The sequence below is a fragment of the Granulicella cerasi genome, assembly GCF_025685575.1.
Taxonomy (GTDB): Bacteria; Acidobacteriota; Terriglobia; order Terriglobales; family Acidobacteriaceae; genus Granulicella; species Granulicella cerasi.
Genome location: NZ_JAGSYD010000001.1, coordinates 804491 through 824445 on the forward strand (window position 1 = coordinate 804491; position 19955 = coordinate 824445).

Annotated in this window: 15 protein-coding genes; 10 read left to right on the forward strand and 5 right to left on the reverse strand. The window is 63.3% G+C overall.

What is annotated here, in order from left to right:
* Positions 1-2: 2 nt before the first annotated feature.
* The 3 genes from OHL11_RS03340 to OHL11_RS03350 are packed head-to-tail and all read right to left on the reverse strand — an operon-like array spanning position 3 to position 2973.
* Positions 3-1199, reverse strand: a complete 1197-nt coding sequence (locus tag OHL11_RS03340) for an efflux RND transporter periplasmic adaptor subunit (RefSeq protein ID WP_263370055.1) — start codon at positions 1197-1199, stop codon at positions 3-5.
* Between the two features lie 32 nt (positions 1200-1231).
* The gene (locus tag OHL11_RS03345; RefSeq protein WP_263370056.1) at positions 1232-1492 is read right to left on the reverse strand and encodes a YtcA family lipoprotein; all 261 of its coding nucleotides are present in this window, start codon (positions 1490-1492) and stop codon (positions 1232-1234) included.
* Positions 1489-2973: a TolC family protein gene (locus tag OHL11_RS03350; RefSeq protein WP_263370057.1), complete on the reverse strand. Its 1485-nt coding sequence runs from the start codon at positions 2971-2973 to the stop codon at positions 1489-1491. The genes OHL11_RS03345 and OHL11_RS03350 overlap by 4 nt, the downstream gene beginning before the upstream one ends.
* 106 nt (positions 2974-3079) lie before the next feature.
* Between OHL11_RS03350 and OHL11_RS03355 the strand changes: the two genes are divergently transcribed.
* The 5 genes from OHL11_RS03355 (at position 3080) to rpmB (ending at position 12815) form a co-directional block, all read left to right on the forward strand.
* Entirely contained in the window at positions 3080-3682 is a 603-nt protein-coding gene (locus tag OHL11_RS03355; protein WP_263370058.1) for a TetR/AcrR family transcriptional regulator, read from the forward strand.
* Between the two features lie 119 nt (positions 3683-3801).
* A complete protein-coding gene (bglX, locus tag OHL11_RS03360) occupies positions 3802-6042 on the forward strand; it encodes a beta-glucosidase BglX (RefSeq protein ID WP_263370473.1) in 2241 nt (746 codons plus the stop codon).
* 339 nt (positions 6043-6381) lie between these two features.
* Positions 6382-11790, forward strand: a complete 5409-nt coding sequence (locus tag OHL11_RS03365) for an Ig-like domain repeat protein (RefSeq protein WP_263370059.1) — start codon at positions 6382-6384, stop codon at positions 11788-11790.
* A gap of 11 nt (positions 11791-11801) precedes the next feature.
* Positions 11802-12407, forward strand: coding sequence for a hypothetical protein (locus tag OHL11_RS03370; protein ID WP_263370060.1), 606 nt, complete (start codon positions 11802-11804; stop codon positions 12405-12407).
* Positions 12408-12626: 219 nt separating this feature from the next.
* A complete protein-coding gene (gene rpmB / locus OHL11_RS03375; protein ID WP_263370061.1) occupies positions 12627-12815 on the forward strand; it encodes a 50S ribosomal protein L28 in 189 nt (62 codons plus the stop codon).
* Positions 12816-12981: 166 nt separating this feature from the next.
* Here rpmB and msrB read toward each other — a convergent pair whose 3' ends face one another.
* Positions 12982-13428, reverse strand: a complete 447-nt coding sequence (gene msrB, locus OHL11_RS03380; protein WP_263370062.1) for a peptide-methionine (R)-S-oxide reductase MsrB — start codon at positions 13426-13428, stop codon at positions 12982-12984.
* Positions 13429-13484: 56 nt separating this feature from the next.
* On the reverse strand, positions 13485-13877 hold the full coding sequence (locus tag OHL11_RS03385) for a RidA family protein (protein ID WP_263370063.1): 393 nt from the start codon (positions 13875-13877) through the stop codon (positions 13485-13487).
* 106 nt (positions 13878-13983) lie between these two features.
* Here OHL11_RS03385 and OHL11_RS03390 point away from each other — a divergent pair, with 106 nt between their 5' ends.
* From OHL11_RS03390 to OHL11_RS03410, 5 genes are all read left to right on the forward strand, one after another.
* Positions 13984-15051: an SDR family oxidoreductase gene (locus OHL11_RS03390; RefSeq protein WP_263370064.1), complete on the forward strand. Its 1068-nt coding sequence runs from the start codon at positions 13984-13986 to the stop codon at positions 15049-15051.
* A 28-nt stretch (positions 15052-15079) separates the two neighbouring features.
* Complete coding sequence (locus tag OHL11_RS03395; RefSeq protein WP_263370065.1) at positions 15080-15772, forward strand: site-2 protease family protein; 693 nt, start codon at positions 15080-15082, stop codon at positions 15770-15772.
* Positions 15773-15825: 53 nt separating this feature from the next.
* Positions 15826-17031 carry a tryptophan--tRNA ligase gene (trpS, locus tag OHL11_RS03400; RefSeq protein WP_263370066.1) on the forward strand — a complete coding sequence of 402 codons (1206 nt, stop codon included), beginning with the start codon at positions 15826-15828 and terminating at the stop codon, positions 17029-17031.
* 10 nt (positions 17032-17041) lie between these two features.
* Positions 17042-18127 (forward strand): segregation and condensation protein A, encoded by a 1086-nt coding sequence (locus OHL11_RS03405; RefSeq protein WP_263370067.1) that lies wholly within the window; start codon positions 17042-17044, stop codon positions 18125-18127.
* Positions 18128-18214: 87 nt separating this feature from the next.
* Positions 18215-19900, forward strand: coding sequence for a lipid II flippase MurJ (locus OHL11_RS03410; RefSeq protein ID WP_263370068.1), 1686 nt, complete (start codon positions 18215-18217; stop codon positions 19898-19900).
* Positions 19901-19955: the final 55 nt, after the last annotated feature.

Here is a 19955-nt window from a genome sequence, read left to right on the forward strand (position 1 = left end):
TCTTAGCGAACTACGGTGATGGCCGTTGCACCCACGCGGAAGAATGCAGGGTCAGGGTTTGTGACGCGGATACGAACAGGGAAGCGCGCCGAAAGGTGCACCCAGTTCAGCGTGCGATCGACGTTCGGCAAACCCGCAGCGGTGCCGCCATCTTCCGGGAAAACGCCGCGACCTACGCTATCCACCACGCCGTCATACTTCTGCGATGGGTGCTCCATCAGGTAAACCTCAACGTGGTCGCCTTCATGGATATGCTTGAGCTTCGACTCGCGATAGTTCGCGAGCACCCACCAGTGGCTCGTGTCCACCAGCGTGAACATCGGCGTGCCTGGCTTGGCATACTCACCCTGCGAGATATTCATGTTCACCACGTAGCCATCAAACGGCGCGCGCACCTTGCACCACTCGAGGTTGAGCTGCGCCTGCTCCACCTTTGCCTGCTTGATGGGGCGCTGCGCTTCCAGCGTTACGAGGTCATCGACCGTATGCACGGCCTCACCGTATTTCCCCGTGGAAGCTTGCAAGCCCGCTTCGGCAGATTGCTTCGCCGCCATCGCCATAGACGCCTGCGCCTGCGACTGCAGCAACTGCGAAGCCGCTTGTTGCGACGCATCCTGTGCGACGCGCAGTGCGGTCTGCGCCTGGTCCACCTGCTGCACCGTCACGTAGTGCTTCTTCAGCAGCGGCGCTATGCGGTCATAGTCGTTCTGCGCATACTTCAACTGCGCGTCGGCGGACGACTGCGCCGCTTTCGCGCGCTCCACCGCAGCTTGCGATGCCTGGTAGTTTGCCTGCGCTGCGCTGATGCCGCTCTTCGAGCTGAGAACGTTGGCCTGCGCCGTCTGCACGGCTGAGCGCTCGGTCGCGATGTGGCGCTGCGCATCGAGGATCTGCCCTTCGAGCGTGGCCTGTTCGGCTTTCGCCTGCTCCAACGCGTACTCGAACGGACGCGCATCGATCTCGAAGAGCACATCACCCTTGTGGACGAGCTGGTTGTCCTGCACATTCAACTTCTCGAGGCGGCCTTCCACCTCAGGCGCGAACGCGATCGTGTTGGCGCGCACTGTGGCGTCATCCGTGCGCGGATGACGATCAACCTGTAGAGAGGCGATCGCGAGCACGATCGCTGCGAGCACCAGCACGACGATGCCGAGGGTACGTCCGAACTTCTTCTGTTGCGAAAGGTTTTCAGTGGACATGAGCGTGAGTTCCTTCAGAGTCTTACGCAGCGTTATGCGAAAAAGATGAGCCAAAGCAGGCAGGTAAACAGCAACGTCATCGCGGGGTACATCAACGCAGGATGACCGATCGAATGCAGCAGTCCGCGGCGGCGCAAGAGCATGTGCGCCAGTGCCGTCAGCACCACGCCAGCCACTAGCGAGACCATCCAGCCGGGAAAGTACGAGCCGACGATTTCGACGTTCGGATTGCGGCTGCAGCCTGCGAGCAACGGCAGCATGAGGAGCGAAAGTTGAGGACGAAAGATCTTCATGGACGAACTCCATTCGAGGTAGCGGTCGCGGGCATCGCGCCCAGCGCATAACTCAGTGCCGCGCGGCTCTGCAGCGTACGGGCTTCAGCCTTCACCGACGCCAATCGCGCCTGCGCGAGCAGCTTCTCTGCCTGCACAACATCGACGAGCGAGCGCACACCGTAGCGGAACGCATCGAGAGATGAGTCATACGAGGTCTGCGAGGAGGTGAGGAAGGTCTGCGCGGCACGCTGCTGCTCGAGCGCCGTTTGCAGATCGACATAAGCCTCCCACACCTGGCGAGTCACGGAATCTTCGGCAGCGCGCTTCTCTTCGGCGGCGGCCTTCTGCTCCGCCTTCGCAGCTTGCAATTCGTGGCCGCGCGCACCGTTGAAGATCTCCCAGCGAAGCTGTCCTTGTGCTGACCAGGTCGTGACACTGGCGGGGCCAAGGTAGCCGTAGTCGGCGGTGGGGTCCATGTTCGTCTGGCCCACCACCGCGGCCATGCTGACCGTAGGAAGATAGCGTGAGCGAGCGTTCTTCACGCTGTCCTTCGCGCGCTTGAACTCGTCTTCGCGAGCCAGCAGGTCAGGCCGCGACTTCCATGCCTGTTGCAGCATCTCGTCAACATTCGCGCGGAACTCTTCAGGCCTGGTCTTCTCAGCGGCAACGACTTCAATCTCCGTCGTCGGCTCAACACCAATTGCTTCGGTCAGTGCGAGTTTCGCCTTCTTCACTTCGCCTTCGGCATTGGCCAGATCGAACTGCGCTTCGGCCGCACCAGCGTCTGCGTTCTGCACATCAGGCAACGTGGCGCGACCGTTGTCAAACTGCATCTGCGCGTTCGCTTGCAGCGTTTGGGCCGTGTTCAAAATCTGCTTCGCCGCCGCAAGCTGGCCTTCGGTCTCCTGCACGCGATAGAAACCACGCGCCGTATTGAACGCAACCTGCTGCTGCGTGCGCGTCATGCGCAGCGAAGAAGCCTGCGCGGCGAGTTTCGCTGCATCCACGCGGGCCGGACGGCCAAAGTCAAGCAGCTTGTACTCAAGCTCGGCTTGCACGACGATCTCCGGGATCTCTGCGATGACGTAGCCGCGTGGCGCAATCGGCTTGGGGAAGGGAACGATGGAGCGCGAGTCGCCGCCATGCGCGACAAACGCCATCACCGGCAGATACTCAGCGCGGGCAATGCCTGCCTGCTCGAGCGAGCGCTTCGCCGTGGCCCATGCAATGCAGGTCTCCGGGCTCAGGCTCTCGGCCATGTCGATCAGCGTTGGCAGATCGTACTGCTGCTTGCTGTCGAGCTCAGGAACAGGCGTCGCGTCGCAGGCGGATCCGCTGCAGCCGCTCACGTGGCGAGCTGCGGACGCACAAGCTGGCGCTTTGGCCGCCTGCGCGGGAAGCATGACCTGCGCGAAACCAGCGCTGCTCAGGCAAGCCGCCAAACCCAGCGTTGTCGCAATACGGGAAGAAAGAACGGGTAAACCAGATGAATGTTTCATCGTGCCATGCGCCTCTGCGCAATTGGAGTATACGGCGTAAACATGATTTGTGTACAGCGTAAACTTTCTTGCTAAACTAGGGAAGAGGTAAAAGGAGGTGCGCGCGTTGGCAAAGAAGGTTCCTGTGAAGAAGGCTGAGCCTGCGGCCAATCTGCGGCAGCGCATCATCCGCGCGGCCAGCGAGATCTTCGTCAGCGAAGGCTACGACCATCTCTCCATGCGTCGCGTCGCGGAGCTTGCCGGATGCTCGCAGATGGCGGCGTATCGTCATTTCGCAAACAAGGAAGCGCTCACCCAGCATCTCTGCGCGCAGCTCTACACCGACTTCACACAGCAGATGTTCGCGCGCATGGACGCTGCGGAGGACCCGATGAAGAAGCTCCGCATCTTCATCGCCTCGCTGCTGGAGTTCGCGCAGACGTATCCGGACCACTACTCCATCGTTTTTCTCGTCCGGCACTCGGACCCTGAGGTCGTGGAAGAGCGTGAGGCCTTGGGGCAGCGATTCCTCGGGGCGATCCATTCGCTCATCCGAGAGATCCTGCCGAAGGGTACGTCCGCGGCGATTTCTGCCACGCGGATGCGCCAGGTTGTGACAGCGGTACACGGCACGGCGGCATTGCTCATCGCGCATCCTCGCGCTTATGGGCTCACGCCGCAGCGTGTGGTGAAAGATACCGAAGAAGCCGTTGAAAGAATTCTGGGCTAGAGGATCGATTCAGTAATAGGGTTTTTCAATTTGCACTTCGGTGCGGAAGCAGCGTATTCCTCTATACGACGGAAGTCTGGCGCGAAGCGTCGTTGAAGGAGCAACTACCTGTGTTCGCAATGAAGAAAGCATTCGTGTGCCTTGGCCTGTGTGTACTGGCGGCCAGCGCGCAGAAGACCCAGCCCAAAGATGACGCAACAGCGTTCGCCAATCGCCTGCTGGCGAGCATGACGCTCGACGAAAAGATCGAGCAGATGGAGCAGGCCGCGGGACAGAACTATACGCCGCAGCAGGCCGATGAGCTGGCGCGCAAGGGCGTAGGCTCGTTCCTCTTCCTCACCGATCCGGTGCGTATCAACGAGCTGCAGAAGATTGCCGTCACGCAGACGCCGCACAAGATTCCGCTGATCTTCGGCTACGACGTCATCCACGGCTTCCGCACCATCAACCCCGTGCCGATCGCAATGGCCGCGTCCTGGGACGCGTCGCTGGCCGAGCACGCGCAGTCGATGGCGGCGCGTGAAGCTCGCGCCGCTGGTGTAGAGTGGGCGTTCTCGCCGATGGTTGACATCGCTCGCGATCCTCGCTGGGGACGCATCATGGAAGGCGCTGGCGAAGACCCGTATCTCGGCGAGCAGATGGCCGCAGCGCAGGTGCGCGGCTTTCAAGGTCCGGTCGTTGGAGCGCCCGATCACATCCTCGCTAGCGTGAAGCATTTCGCCGCATACGGCGCGCCGTACGGCGGACGTGATTACGACTCGGTTGACCTTTCCGAAGACGCGCTGCGCAATGTGTATCTGCGCCCCTACGCGGCTGCTGCGAAGGCTGGCGCGGCGACGTTCATGTCCGCGTACACCGACGTCGATTCAGTGCCTGCGACGGGCAACCGCTGGCTGCAACATGACATTTTGCGCGGCGAGTGGGGCTTCAAGGGCTTCACCGTCAGCGATTGGGATGCGGTGAAAAATCTGCAGACGCACGGCTACGCGGCGAACCCGGCAGAGGCTGCGCAACGCGCCGTGGAAGCCGATGTGAACATGGAGATGACCAGCGATGTCTATCGCAAGGAGCTCCCGGCGCTGGTGAAGTCGGGCAAGGTTACCGTGGCGCAGATCGATGCGTTGGTGCGACCGATCCTCGAGATGAAGTATCGCCTCGGCCTCTTCACGAACCCCTACGTGGATCTCGACAAGTTCAAGCGCGAGACGCTCTCCGCCGAACAGCGCGAGAGCGCACGCAAGGCCGCAGAACAGGTTGCCGTGCTGTTGAAGAATGACGGCCATCTGCTGCCGCTTGCGAAGTCGGCAAAGACCATTGCGCTCATCGGCCCGCTGGCAGACTCGAAGGTCGACACGCTCGGGTCGTGGTCGCTTCATGCGCAGTATGCGGATACGGTAACGATCGCCGAAGGCATGCGCCAGAAGTTCCCGCAGGCGAAGCTGCTCGTGGACAAGGGCGTGGAGATCGTTCGCCCCACGTCGTCGATCTTCGACGGACAGGCCGCTGAGCCGAAGCCGACGTTGCTGACCGACGCTGACAAGAAAGCAGCCTTTGAGAAGGCCATTGACGACGTGAAGCAGGCAGACATCGCCGTGCTCGTGCTGGGCGAAGCGATGAACATGAGCGGCGAGCAGGCAAGCCGCGCCACGTTGACGCTCCCCGGCAAGCAGCAGGAGTTGCTGGAGGCTGCTGTCGCCACCGGCAAGCCGGTCGTGCTGGTCATCATGGCCGCACGTCCGCTGGAGATCGGTTGGGCTGTCGATCACGTGCCCGCGATCCTCGACATCTGGTACCCCGGTACGGAGGGCGGCCATGCGGTCGCCAACCTGCTTGCGGGTGACGCCAACCCGGGCGGCAAGCTGCCGGTCACTTGGCCGCGTGCCGTGGGGCAGGTGCCGATTTTCTACGCGCACTACCTCACGCAGGACCCCTCGCAGATCGGCAACCGCTATTGGGACATGCCTTCCACGCCGCAGTACCCCTTCGGCTACGGTCTCAGCTATACGAATTTCACGGTCGATGGCCTGAAGCTCGGCTCCGAGACGCTGGCGCACAACGGCACGCTGAAGGTCTCGGTGCAGGTGCACAACACCGGTTCGGTCGCCGGAGCGGAGGTCGTGCAGGTCTACACGCACCAGCGTGCGGGCAGCGCCTCGCGTCCGGTGCGCGAACTGCGTGCCTTCAGCAAGGTCACGCTGGCCGCAGGGGAGTCCCGCGAGGTCACGCTGGACGTCCCGGCCGCAGAGCTGACGTTCTGGAGCCCGTCGCTGCGCCGCTGGGTGCTCGAGCCGGGAACCTTCGATCTCTGGGCGGGAGATAGCAGCGACGCGTCCCTCCACACGACCTTCACCCTCCAATAGTCGAACCAGCCTCAACAGCCGAATTCATCGCCCCAAGATAGCCATTTGGTAATGGTTACCCTTGGGGCGATTTTCGTGCGTGTTGTGAAGTTTTCATGGCATCGTAATTCGGCCTTTTCTCCCCCGAGTTCGCCATGGATGACCCGTATCGGGACAGTGCGTATCTCTTTCTTTTCATTGCCGAAAACCATGGGGATGCAACGCTCGCCGCGCATCGCTTTGAACATATGCCTGACACTTGATCACCTTGGTGCTCCCCTCGATGGGGCATGGTAGTAACCCTCAATTTTGGTTACCAAGGTGTAGGCGTATTCCGGCAAAAGGGAGTTAAGCATCACCATGGGGCCACTGGCGCGATTCGCGTTTCCGACCACGATCAAGAAGTCACTGCAGGTTGTTCTGGCAATGAGCACCATGCTGGGCGTGGGGGCGGCCTCTGCCGTTTCCCAGATCCCGACGGTCGTCCCAGGCTCCGTTGCGGTCGGCGTCACTTCGTCGCCGGTCTCGGTGACGGTTACACCCACGGCTTCGGGCGCGGGTAGCGCCGTTGCCTCCACCCAGGGCGCGACGACCTCGGAGTACACGGTCGTCAGCGGTGGCACCTGCGATAGCGGTGCCTACACCTCGGGCGTCTCCTGCACGGTGAACGTCACCCTCAAGCCGCTTTACCCCGGCATGCGACTCGGCGTGGTCCGATTGATCTCCGGCTCGGGCACTGTGCTGGGCCAAACGCTGCTGGCGGGTACGGCGACGGGTAGCCTCGCGGTCATCAAGCCCGGCCTCATCAACACCGTTGTCGGCTCCGGCGACTGGACCTTCCGCGTAGATGGCGTCCTCGCGACCAGTGCACAGATCTTCCTCCCAACCGCCGTCACCTCGGACGCGGCGGGCAATCTCTACGTGTCCGACAGCAACAACAATCGCATCCGCAAGGTCACCGCAAGCACCGGCCTGATCAGCACGATCGCAGGCAGCGGCACGCCGGGGCTCTCCGGCGACGGCAGCTATGCGGTCAACGCCAGCATCAGCAGCCCGTCGGGCATCGTGGTCGATGGCGCGAACAACGTCTACTTCGTCGACACCAACAACAACTGCGTCCGTCGCGTCGATGCTGCGACGACGTTCATCTCGGCTGTTGCGGGCACCTGTGGCGTACAGGGTTATACCGGCGACGGCGCCGCGGCGACCAGCGCCAAGCTCTCGCTGCCGGAAGGCCTCGCGCTGGCGGTGGATGGCTCGCTTTACATCGCGGACACGGGCAACAACGTCGTGCGCAAGGTTGACGGAAAGACCGGCCTGATCAGCACGATCGCAGGAACCGGCGCGCAGGGCTACAACGGCGACGGCATCGCCGCGACTTCGGCTACGCTCACGGAGCCGTGGCAGCTCGCGCTCGGCATCGACGGTTCGCTCTACATCGCCGACCTCGGCAATAATCGCGTCCGCGCCATCAATCCTTCGGGAACGATTCGCACGGTGGCCGGCAACGGCGACCGTGGATATCACGGCGATGCAGGCCTGGCGACCGTTGCCAACCTGAACGCACCCGCAGCTGTTGCTGTCGATCCCGCAGGCAACGTCTACATTGGCGACTCGGGCAACAACGTCGTGCGCGAAGTGCTGGTCTCTACCGGCATCATCTCTACCGTCGCAGGCACCGCCAACACCACTTCGTTCGGTGGTGACACCGGACTCGCCACCAACGCCGGACTCTACGGCCCCTATGCGCTTTCGGTAGACCAGACTGGCAACCTGCTCATCGCCGACATGTTCCACAACCGCGTCCGCAGCGTTGCGGCCACGAACATTCCGCTCAGCTACGACACCATCCGCGTCAGCAAAACCTCCGCACCGCAGGCCCTCACGCTGGAAAACGATGGCAACGCGGCGATGAACATCACCGGCTTCACCTTCGACCAGTCCGCACTGGACGCGGCGACGACTACCTGCGCTGCGGGTGCGATGGCGATCTCCACGACCTGCACGCTCGGCGTTGAGTTTGCCCCGACCACTGTTGGCAACAGCGTCACCGGCACGCTCACGGTGAACTCGGACGCTGCCAACGTTCCCACCGTCGTCACGCTCACCGGCCAGGTGCTGACGGTGAACCCCACGACGACCGCACTGGTCTCCAGCGCGAACCCCAGCATCCAGGGCAACAGCGTCACCTTCACCGCGACGGTCTCTTCGGGCGGCACCAGCGTCACCGGCACGGTCGATTTCCTCGACGGCTCCACGAAGATCTGCAGCGCGGTCACGCTCTCCGGCACCTCGGCTACCTGCGCCACCGCTGGGCTCACGCTCGGCTCGCATACCATCACGGCTGTCTACTCCGGAGACTCCGAGAACGCCGCATCCACTTCGCCCGCAGTCACGCAGGTGGTCAAGCAGTCTTCCACGCTGACGCTCGGTAGCTCGGCGAACCCGATAACGGTTACGCAGTCGCTCACCCTCACCGCAAGCATCGCTGTGGCGTCGGGCACGCCGACCGGCACGGTCAGCTTCCTCTCCGACGGCGTCACGCTCGGCACGGTGGCGCTCACCTCGGCTGGAACCGCGACGTACACCACCAGCTCGCTCGCTGTCGGCACGCACGCCATCACGGCGACCTACTCCGGCGATACCAGCAACGCTCCCGCGACCTCGACGGCGATCAGCCAGGTCGTGAGCCTCGCCAACACCACGACGACGATCGCGCTCAGCCAGAGCACGCTGACCGTTGGCGACAACCTCAGCGTCTCCGCCACGGTGACCAGCAGCAACGGCCCGCAGGCCACCGGCTCTGTCGAGTTCCTCGACGGCACGGTGGTCCTCGGCTCCTCGACGCTCGCTGCTGGCGCTGGCAGCTTCACCACCGCTGGCCTCGCGCCGGGCACGCACTCTATCACCGTGAAGTACCTCGGCGACACCGACAACGCGACCAGCACCTCGTCGCCGATGGTTGCCACGGTGAACCAGGCTGACACGACCACCACGCTCACCTCGGACAAGAACCCGGCGAGCGCCGGCGCGGTCGTGACGTTGACCGCCGTCGTTGCCCCGAGCCTGAGCACCACCACGGCCGGCACGATCGGCGGCACCGTCACCTTCTATGACGGCTCCACCACGCTCGGCACCGGCACGCTCGACGCCACCGGCAAGGCGACGCTTGCGGTCAGCACGCTGAGCGTCGGCACGCACACGCTGCTGGCAAAGTACAACGCCAGCACCAACTACGCGAGCAGCACATCGACCTCGATCAGTGAGGTGATCAACAAGACCGCGACCACCACCACGCTTGCGGCCAGCGGCACCGGCCTCGCAGGCAAGGCCCTTACCCTGACGGCGACGGTCATCAGCAGCACCGGCACGCCGACCGGCACGGTCAACTTCTTCGACGGTGCCACGAACCTCGGCACCGCCACGCTGAGCGCCTCGGGCGTGGCGACGCTCTCGCTGACGACGCTTGCCACCGGCAATCACTCGATCACCGCCACCTATGTGGGCGACAGCAACTACACGACCAGCACCTCCACGGCGGTCTCGCAGACCATCTCGCTCGCTACGGTGACGCTGACGCTCGCCGGACCTTCGGGCGCGGTGAACGCAGGCACCGCGGCGACCTTCACGGCGGCATCCGCTTCCACGGGCGTCACGCCCACGGGCAGCATCACGCTGCTGGATGGCTCAACGACCATCGCCACGCAGGCGATCGCCGCGACGAACACGTTCTCCATCAGCACGCTTGCGGTAGGCTCGCACTCGCTGCACGTTGCCTACGCGGGTGACACCGACAACTCGCCGGCAAGCTCGAACGTCGCCACGGTCGTCGTGCAGCAGGGAACCACCACCACCGCCATCACCACCAGCAAGACTCCGCAGACGCTCGGTTCGGCCGTCACCTTTACGGCGACCGTGACCAGCGCCAGCCCCAGCCTCACCGGCACGGTGAGCTTCTATGACGGCTCGACGCTGCTCGGCGGCGTGGCCTTGAGCAACGGTGTAGCCACGCTCACCACCTCGACGCTTACCTTCGGCACGCACAGCATCACGGCCGCCTACGTCGGCGACACGAACCACGGTGCCTCCACCTCGCCTGCGCTCAGCCAGTCGATCGTGCAGGCTGCCACGGCCGCGCTGACCTCCAGCGCGAACCCCGCGGTCGCGGGCGCTTCGGTCACCTTCACCGCAAAGCTCAGCGGCAACGGCACCGTCGTCCCCTCGGGCCCGGTCGTCTTCTCTGACGGCGCAGCATCGCTGGCGAGCGTCAACCTGGACGCCTCCGGCACGGCGGTCTTTACCACCACCTCGCTGGCCGTCGGCGCGCACTCCATCACGGTCAGCTACGCGGGCGACACGAACTACTCCTCGGTCACCTCGGCTGCGATCATCGAAACGATCACCAACGCGGACACGCAGGTGGCGATCAGCTCCAGCGCCAACCCGGCGACCTATGGATCGCCGCTGGTATTCACAGCGAAGGTCACCTCGAACGGCGGCACCGCCACCGGTAAGTTGAACTTCCTGGACGGCACGACGGTTCTCGGCACTTCGGTGCTCGACGCCACCGGCACGGCCACGCTTTCTACCTCCACGCTCGCCCCTGGCACCCACACCATCGTGGCCAGCTACGCCGGCGACGGCAAGGCCTCGGCGTCGGTCTCGCCTTCGCTCTCGCAGACAGTGCTGCAGACCAGCAGCGTCGCCGTCAGCTCCAGCGCGAACCCGTCGCTGACCCTCGCCAGCATCACCTTCACGGCAACCGTGACCAACGCGGGCCAGGACATTCCTGCTGGCGCGATCACCTTCACGGACGGCAGCACCTCGCTCGGTACGGCAACGCTGGATGCTTCCGGCCACGCCACGCTGACGGTGGCTTCCATGGCGGCGGGCACGCACAGCATCGTCGCAGCCTACGCGGGTAACGGTACGAACCTTTCGGCAACCTCGCCCGCACTCTCACAGGTGGTCGACCTGCGCGACACCACCACCACGCTGAGCGCGGCCACGAGCTCCAACAACGCGCAGCAGGTCACGTTGATTGCGGTCGTCCGCTACACCGGCCCCACCGCTCCGACGGGCGTCGTCACCTTCACCGAAGGCTCAACCACGCTTGGCACCGGCACCGTGGATAGCACCGGCGTCGCCACCATGACGCTCGCCGTCGGCAGCGGCTCGCAGACAGTCACCGCCAGCTATAGCGGCGATGCCAGCTACGCCGCTTCCACCTCCGGCCCCACGGTCGTTTCGGGAACCACGACGGCGCCGTTCACGGTCGCGCTGAACCCTTCGACCTACGCCATGACCAGCGGTCAGCATGAAGCCGGCTCGGTCTCCGTCACCTCGGTCGCGCCTTTCGCGGACACGCTCGAGTTCGGCTGCCTCGGCTTGCCTTCGTACGCTACCTGCACCTTCTCGAAGACCACCACCGACATCACCTCCGGCGGTACGGTCAGCGTACAGTTGACCGTAGACACCGGGGATCCGCTGGGCGCAGGTGCCTCGGCGAACGCCAGCAAGAGCACCGCCTTCGCGTGGATGCCCTGCGGCACTCTGGCTCTCGCGATCCTCTTCGGCCTCCGTCGTCGCAAGCGCCTCGCGAGTCTGCTGTTGCTCGTCTTCACCCTGGCGACCATGGGCGTGATGACCGGCTGCGGTGGCATCAGCCAGAAGACGACCCCGGCCGGGAACTACACCTTCCAGGTCGTCGTGCGCGGCAAGAACACCGGCAACGCCGTCACGCAGACCGTAACGCTCAACGTAAAGTAAGCGAGGACGCCTTGAGATTCTTCACCGCACTTCGCTTCGCCCCTGGCTTTGCACTTCGCGTGTTGCTGGGCCTCGCCGTCGGCATCGCCGCTCTCCATGCCGGGGCGCAGGCGCTGCCCACGGCGAGCGGCCCCGGCTTGTACTTTTCCGCAGGCGTCGAGGCTTCGGCCTTCCAGGTCGACTACGGCAAACGCATTGACGGCGGCTACACGATCCTCGGCGCGATGCATCTGAAGGGGCGCTACAACCTCGAAGGCGAAGCCCGCTTCATCCAGTTCCACACCGACGAGCAGGTTACGCAGCGGAACCTGCTCATCGGCCCGTCCGTGAACATCCTGCGCGTCGGACACATCCAGCCCTACGCGAAGTTCCTCGTAGGCAGCGGTCACATGGTCTTTCCGTTCCAGTACGCGACCGGAAACTACCTCGTGCTCGCCCCCGGCGGGGGCGTGGACATCCCACTCAACAGCGTCGTGACCATCCGCGCCGTGGACTTCGAGTACCAGTCCTGGCAGCACTTCACGTACGGCAACCTCCACCCCTACGGCGTCAGTGCGGGAATTACTTTCCGCCTCACGCGCCCGAACATCTTCAAGAAAGACCCTTACGTCTACTAGGCGTCAGGCATTTGCGACAATGGTGTAGATCGCGGTTGGACATTCGGCCATCCCGTGGTACACTGAAACCCTTGACACGGTTGCGGCCGCTGGCGCCTTGTGCGTATTGAGCCCACCGGATTCCCGGCTGAACATCCAGAGATGTCCACAGCAACAGACATAGCGTCCGGGGAATTCTGCGGTCAAACACTTTAGGTTTCTTCTGAGAGGAAGTTCATCATGGCACAGGTTTGCGAGCTTTGCGGCAAGGGTCCCCAGTTCGGTAACAACGTTTCTCACGCGCACAACGTCACGCGTCGTCGCTGGAACCCGAATTTGCAGACGGTAAAATCCAAGACCAACGGCAACACCAAGCGCGTTAAGGTCTGCACGTCCTGCATCAAGACCGGCAAGATCGTTAAGGGCTAAGCCCTCACGCATCTCCATGCTTTTCGAGACTCCCGGCGGCTTGCCGTCGGGAGTTTTCGTGCGTGGGCAAGAAGTCGTAAGTGAAACGTGGTACGTCATAAGTGAAAGGCGCCTTCACCGAAGGCGCCTTGATCGTTTCCACTTACGACTTACGACTTCTCACTTCTCACTCGCCACTCGGGGTAAAGCCCAGCGAAACCGAGTTGATGCAGTAACGCTGTCCGGTCGTCTGGCGTGGTCCGTCGGGAAAAACATGCCCCAGGTGGCTGCCACAGGTGGCGCACGTCACCTCGACGCGACGCATACCGTAGGTGGTGTCTTCGTGATAATGCACGGCATCCGGCGTAATCGGGTCCCAGAAGCTGGGCCAGCCACAACCAGCGTCGTACTTGGTGTCGCTTTTGAAGAGCGGGGCATTGCACGCGGCGCAGTGATACACGCCTTCGTCGGTCACCTTGTAGAGCGCGCCTGTGAACGCACGCTCGGTGCCCTTTTCGCGCAGCACATGGTATTGCTCGGGCGTGAGCTGCGCGCGCCACTCGGCGTCGGTCTTCTCCACCCTGGCGCGGGGCGCCGCGTCGGCCAATGGGCCACCAGCAGGAATTTCAGTCATCGGGAGTTACTCCTCTCAGGCTTGATTGGATGCGGATGGCCCGCAAAGCGGTGCGGTTAGCCCTCGATCGCGACGATCTCGATCTCGACGAGCGAATCCTTCGGCAGGCGGGCGACCTGCACGGTCGAGCGCGCGGGAGGCTGAACACCTTCGGCTGCGAAGACGGTCGAGTACACCGCATTCATCGCGGCAAAGTCGTTCATATCGGCGAGAAACACCGTGCTCTTCACCACGTTGTTTACCGCAAGGCCCGCCGCTGCGAGCACAGCCTGGACGTTCTTGAGCACCTGCTCGGTCTGCTCGGTGATGCCGCCAGCGACGAGGTCGCCGGTTGCCGGATCGATAGGAATCTGCCCGGAAGCGAAGAGCATGTTGCCCAGGCGAACTGCCTGCGAGTACGGGCCAATGGCCGCCGGTGCGTCGGGGGTGCTGATGATCTGCTTTGCCATGCGTCGATTCTCGCAACCGCAGACCGGGAAGTCCAGCGGCGGTAATCGGCGGCGCGTTGCGTCTATCGCTCGCCAGCGGCATCTATCCAGACTCAGGAGAGTGCGCGTGGCGAAGAGAACAGCATTGGTGGTGGGAGCGTCCGGCATCGTCGGGCAGGCAATTGCAAACCTGCTGGTGGAGCGCGGCGATTGGGACGTCTACGGCCTCGCCCGCAAACCGCTGGCGCTTCCGGGCATCACGCCCGTGGCCGCCGATCTGCAGGATCCCGCGTCCCTCGAGCAGGCGCTCCAGGGGATCAAGCCGACGCACATCTTCCTCGCCACCTGGCTGCGCCAGCCGACCGAAGCCGAGAACATCCGCGTGAACTCCGCGATGGTGCGCAATCTGCTCGCCGCGACCTCGCCTGCCGGAAGCGTGGAGCACGTCGCTCTCGTGACCGGGCTGAAGCACTACCTCGGGCCGTTCGAGGCCTACGGCAAGGGCAAGCTGCCGCCGACGCCTTTCCGCGAGTCGCAAGGGCGTCTCGACGTCGAAAACTTCTACTACGCGCAGGAGGACGAGGTCTTCGCTGCCGCCGAGCGTGACGGCTTCGGCTGGAGCGTCCACCGCCCGCACACGATCATCGGCTACGCCGTCGGCAACGCGATGAACATGGGCACAACGCTTGCGGCGTACGCCGCGCTCTGCCGCGAAACCGGCGCGCCCTTCCGTTTCCCGGGCTCCGCCGCGCAGTGGAATGGCCTTACCGACATGACGGACGCCCATCTGCTGGCCCGGCAACTGCTGTGGGCTTCGACTACCCCGGCGGCACGCAACGAGGCGTTCAACGTGGTGAATGGCGACGTCTTCCGCTGGAGCTGGATGTGGGAGCGCCTCGCCGAATACTTCGGCCTGCAGCCCGCGCCGTTTGACGGCATCGTAGAGCCTCTGGAGCCCAAACTCGCCGCAGCGGGCGACGCGTGGCGCGCCCTCGCCGACAAGCACGGCCTTCGCGAGCCCGACCTCTTCAAGCTGACGAACGCTTGGCACACGGACGCCGACCTTGGCCGCCCGATCGAGGTGCTGACGGACATCTCCAAGAGCCGCCGGCTGGGTTTCCTCGACTACGTGGCGACGGACGACAGCTTCTTCCAGCTCTTCGACCGCCTGCGCGCCGAACGCCTCATCCCGTAGGCGCGGCGCGGGGGTATCCTAGTCAGCGATGCCTCTGAACGTTGCACTCATCATTTTCGAGCTGGTCCTGATGGTTTTGGCCATCTGCATCCACGACTGCGCGCAGGCGTGGGCGGCCAATAAGCTTGGCGACCCCACGGCCCGCATGCTGGGCCGCATGACCATGAACCCCGCCGCGCACTTCGACCTCTTTGGCATGGTGATCTGGCCGCTGCTCTACATCTGGCGTTCGCCGATGGTGCTTGGCTGGGGCAAGCCTGTACCGATGACCTGGCGGAACTTCAGCAAGAAGAACGGCGAAATGCTCGCTACACTCGCCGGCCCTGCCGCGCAGCTCGGGACGGCGATCGTCTGCCTGATCGTCCTCGTGATTTTGAAGCACACCGTTGCCGGAGCCGCGGACTCGCTTGTGGATGCGCTGGTACTGACCATGCGTGCGCCGGTCGACACCACGGCGCTGCCAGGCGTGTTTCCCGTGCTGTTGCTGCTGGACATCGCGATCTTCGTGAACCTGCTGCTGGCGATCTTCAACCTCGTGCCCATTCCGTTCCTCGACGGTGGCAAGATCCTGGTGCACTTCCTGCCGTATGACGCGGCGAAGGCCTTCGAGCAGTACGGCCTCTACATCATGATCGCGTTCTTCTTCTTCGGCTTCACGATCATCATGGCGGTCTTTAGCCCCGTATTTACGATCTTCCAAAGGCTGCTGCTTTCGCTCTAAACCCCGCCACGTGCCTGTATTCTGAAGAGAGCCTTAAATCTGCAATGAGTTCTGTGAATCCTGTATCTTCCTGCGATCCCAAGCCCGCACCGCTTCGCGGCGCGCCGCGTCCTCGCGTGCTTTCGGGCATGCGCCCCACCGGCAAGCTGCACCTCGGCAACTACATGGGTGCTCTCTACAACTGGGTGCGTTTGCAGTCCGAGTATGAGTGCTACTTCTTCATCGCCGACCTGCACGCGCTGACCACCGATTACGCTGACCCCTCGCGCATCGGGCAGAACAACATCGAGATCGCCCTCGACTTTCTCTCCGCGGGCCTTGATCCCGGCCGCTGCGTCATCTTCCGCCAGTCGGACGTGATGCAGCACGCGCAGCTGCATGCGCTCTTCAGCATGTTCACGCCGCTTGGCTGGCTGGAGCGCGTGCCGACGTACAAAGATCAGCAGGAGCAGCTCCGCGAGAAGGACCTGAACACCTACGGCTTCCTCGGCTATCCGCTGCTGCAGGCCGCGGACATCCTGCTCTACAAGCCGGACTTCGTGCCCGTGGGCGCGGACCAGATCGCGCACGTTGAGCTGACGCGCGAGGTCGCTCGCCGTTTCAACGGCCTCTACCCCGGCGAGTTCTTCATGTCGCCCGAGGCCAAGCCATGGGAGCTGCCGTCGATTCTCGAAAAGGCACGCAAGCTTGCTGGTGAGCCCAAGGATTCCACGCGCACCGACTTCTCCGCCGCGCAGATGTACGAAGCCGCGCAGCAGACGAAGAAGCTTTCGCCGTTCGGTCGTCGCGAGATTCTGCCCGAGCCGCAGGTGCTGCTGACGCCCTCGCCGAAGCTGCCCGGCCTTGACGGTCGCAAGATGTCGAAGAGCTACAACAATCACCTGATGCTCTCCGCGCCGCCGGAAGAGATTCGCGCGAAGATCAAGACGATGGTCACAGACCCTGCGCGCGTTCGTCGTGACGATCCCGGCGACCCGGACAAGTGCCCGGTCGGCGATCTGCACAAGGTCTTCTCCAGCGAGGAGACGATGCTGAAGGTGTACGACGGCTGCCGCTCGGCGAGCATCGGTTGCATTGAGTGCAAGGGCTGGTGCGCGGACGCGATCGTCACCGCGATTGCGCCGATTCAGGAGCACCGCCGCGACCTCGAGAAGCGTCCCGATGTGATTCGCGACGTACTGTCGAACGGTGCGCAGCGCGCCATCAAGCGCGCGCAGCCGACGCTCGACGAAGTGCAGCATGTGATGGGTCTGCGGTAAAAAGGTAGCGATGGCCGACGAGCAGAACGAACAAGCCGAGCAGAACAAACAACTCGACGCGCCGCAGGAGCCGGTGGAAACCGAGCAGCCTGTAGCAGCGGAAGAAGCGCAGCCTGCTGCGTCTGCGGAGCCCGCTGCGTCTGCGGAACCTGCTACGTCTGCGGAACCTGCTACGTCTGCGGAACCTGCTGCGTCTGCGGACGGCAAGGTCGTTGAGCCGTTCGAACTGCAGCACCCTGTTGTGCCGCCGAAGCCCGAGCCTCCGCGTCAGAAGACCGACAAGGAGAAGGAGCGCGAGGAGGCCTCGCAGTCGCCGTACATGATCACGGTGGGCAAGGTGTACGACGGCCCATTCGACCTTCTGCTCGACCTCATCCGCAAGCAGAACATCGACATCTACGACATTCCGATCGCGAAGATCACCGCGCAGTTCCTGGAGTACACGCATCACCTGAAGCAGACGGACGTCGACGCTGCGGGTGAGTTCGTCTACACGGCCGCACTGCTCATTCACATCAAGAGCAAGACGCTGCTGCCGCGCGATCCGCTCGAAGTGCTGGCCGGAAACGACGAAGATCCTCGCCGAGAGCTGGTCGAACGCCTGCTCGAGCACGAGCGCTTCAAGTCCGCCGCGCAGATGCTGCTGCAGAAGCAGCAGATCGAAGACGCGACCTGGACGCACTCGGGGATGCGGGGCTTCCTGCGCGATGAAGGCATCTCGAGCGTGGACGCCGAACGCGAGATCGATGCCGACACCTCGTCCTTGCTGCTCGTCTTCCGTGATGTGCTGCAGAAGCTGCGCGAGCGCCCGATCCACAAGATCGACGAAGAGACCGTCACCGTGGCGCAGATGATCCAGTACGTGAAGCAGCGGTTGCTGATGGAAGATCGCCCGGTCTCGCTGCGCAAGCTGCTCGGCAACTCGCGCTCGGAGCGCGCGCTGATCTGCACCTTCCTCGCGATGCTGGAGCTGATTCGCCTGCAGGCGATCCTCTTCCGCCAGCCGGAAGCGCTCGGCGACATCCTCATCAAGAAGGCCGAAAACTTCGAGCAGGTGATGAGCGAGAACGCTGTGGTGCGCGACGACTGGAGCTAAGTTCCGCACATAGTTTGGGTGCCCCATCCGTACGCGCGGTTCGCGGACGGGTGGGCTGCCACCGAACCTGCGAAAATAGAAGCTCGCATGCCCGAGACTCCGCAACAGCCATCGTTATTCTCCGAGCCGGAACCGCGTCCTCTGCCCGAGCCGCAGTTGGCGACGCAGCCAGACCTGCTGGACCCCGCTCTCGCGCCGCAGGACAAACCTGCGCCCGAGGCTGTCTTAGAGGCGACGCCACCTGCGAAGACGCCGACGGTCGCCTCTGCCGCTCTCTTGCTTATGGTGACGGGCATGCTCGCGAGCGTGCTTGGTCTGCTGCGCACAAAGTACATCAATCACATCTTCGGTGCCGGTGCTGCGACGGACGCGTACAACGCAGCGTTCCAGTTGCCGGACATGGTGAACTACTTCCTCGTGGGGGGGGCGGCCTCGGCCACGCTCGTGACCATGCTCACGCGTTTTCGCGAGAAGAATGACGAGCAGGCAGAGCAGGAGACCGTCTCTGCTGTTCTGAATGCAATGCTGGTAGTGCTTGCAGGCGCAATCCTCATCGCAGAACTTCTCACACCGCTCTACGTTCACCATGCTTTTCCCCGCTTCGATAAAGAACGCGCCGATCTCTGCATCTCTCTGACGCGTTTGCTGCTTCCAGCGCAGTTGTTTTTTTTCACCGGCGGTATCTTCAACGCACGTCTGCTCTCGCGCAAAATCTTCTTTTGCCAAGCACTGTCGCCGCTCATTTACACGCTGGGAATTCTCGCAGGCGCGTATCTTTTTTCCTCGCGTATCGGTGTGTACTCACTGCCCGTGGGCGTGCTCATGGGCGTGTTGGCCGGCCCCGGTTTGCTGAACATGTACATGGCCTTCCGCACAGGGCTGCGCTATAAGTTCGGCTGGACGGTGAACCATCCTGCGTTCCGCGAATGGCTGCGCCTGAACCTGCCATTGATGCTTGGCTTCACGATCGGACAGTCCGATAAGTGGATCCTTGGTTACTTCGCTTCGGCGGATTTGGGCGGTATCTCGCGACTGACTGTGGCTAAGAGCCTCTTCAATGCGCCGCTGAACATTGTGGGAGCCGCTGCGGGAGCAGCCTCCCTACCGTTCTTCGCAAGTCTTCATGCGAAGGGTAAGGCTTGGGATTTTTCGACATCGGTCTCGCGTTCCGTTTCTCGTTTGCTCGCGTTCGGCGCCCTGCTTGGCGCGTGGATGATTGCGCTTGCACCGTGGTTGCTGGATCTTTTCCGTGGTGGCAGCTTCCACCGTACCGATGCGGCCGAAACAACGCAGTACTTTACGATTTTTTCGCTAACCGTAGGCATCTGGGCCGCACAAGGCATCTACGCTCGCGCCTTCTATGCTGCGGGTAATGCGAGAACACCGCTCGTTGCAGGTTCCCTCATCACCGTGCTGAGCTTGCCGATCTACAAGCTGCTCTTCGTCTCGCAAGGCACCATTGGTCTGCCGATTGCCAGCGATATTGGTATGACGGCGTACACCGTTGCACTGGCGGTGTTGCTTCACAAGCGACGGTTGGTATCGATCGCACATCTAGAGTGGGGCGAGCTGTTGCGCTCGGTTGCCGCAGGCGGGGGCGCGCTCGCCGCAGCGTACTTTGCCGCCCACGCCTTGCCTGTTACGCGTACCCACTCAGGCGACATCGTGGTGGTCGCCGTGGGTTCGGTCGCTTGGTTCGTCGCGGGCTTCGGCATGCTGATCCTGACGGGCAGCAAGTTGCCGAGACAGCTCCTCCGCCGCGGCAAGGCATAGTCTTCTACGCAGCTGCACAAACGGCCTGCCGAGGATGTCGGCAGGCCGTTTTGTA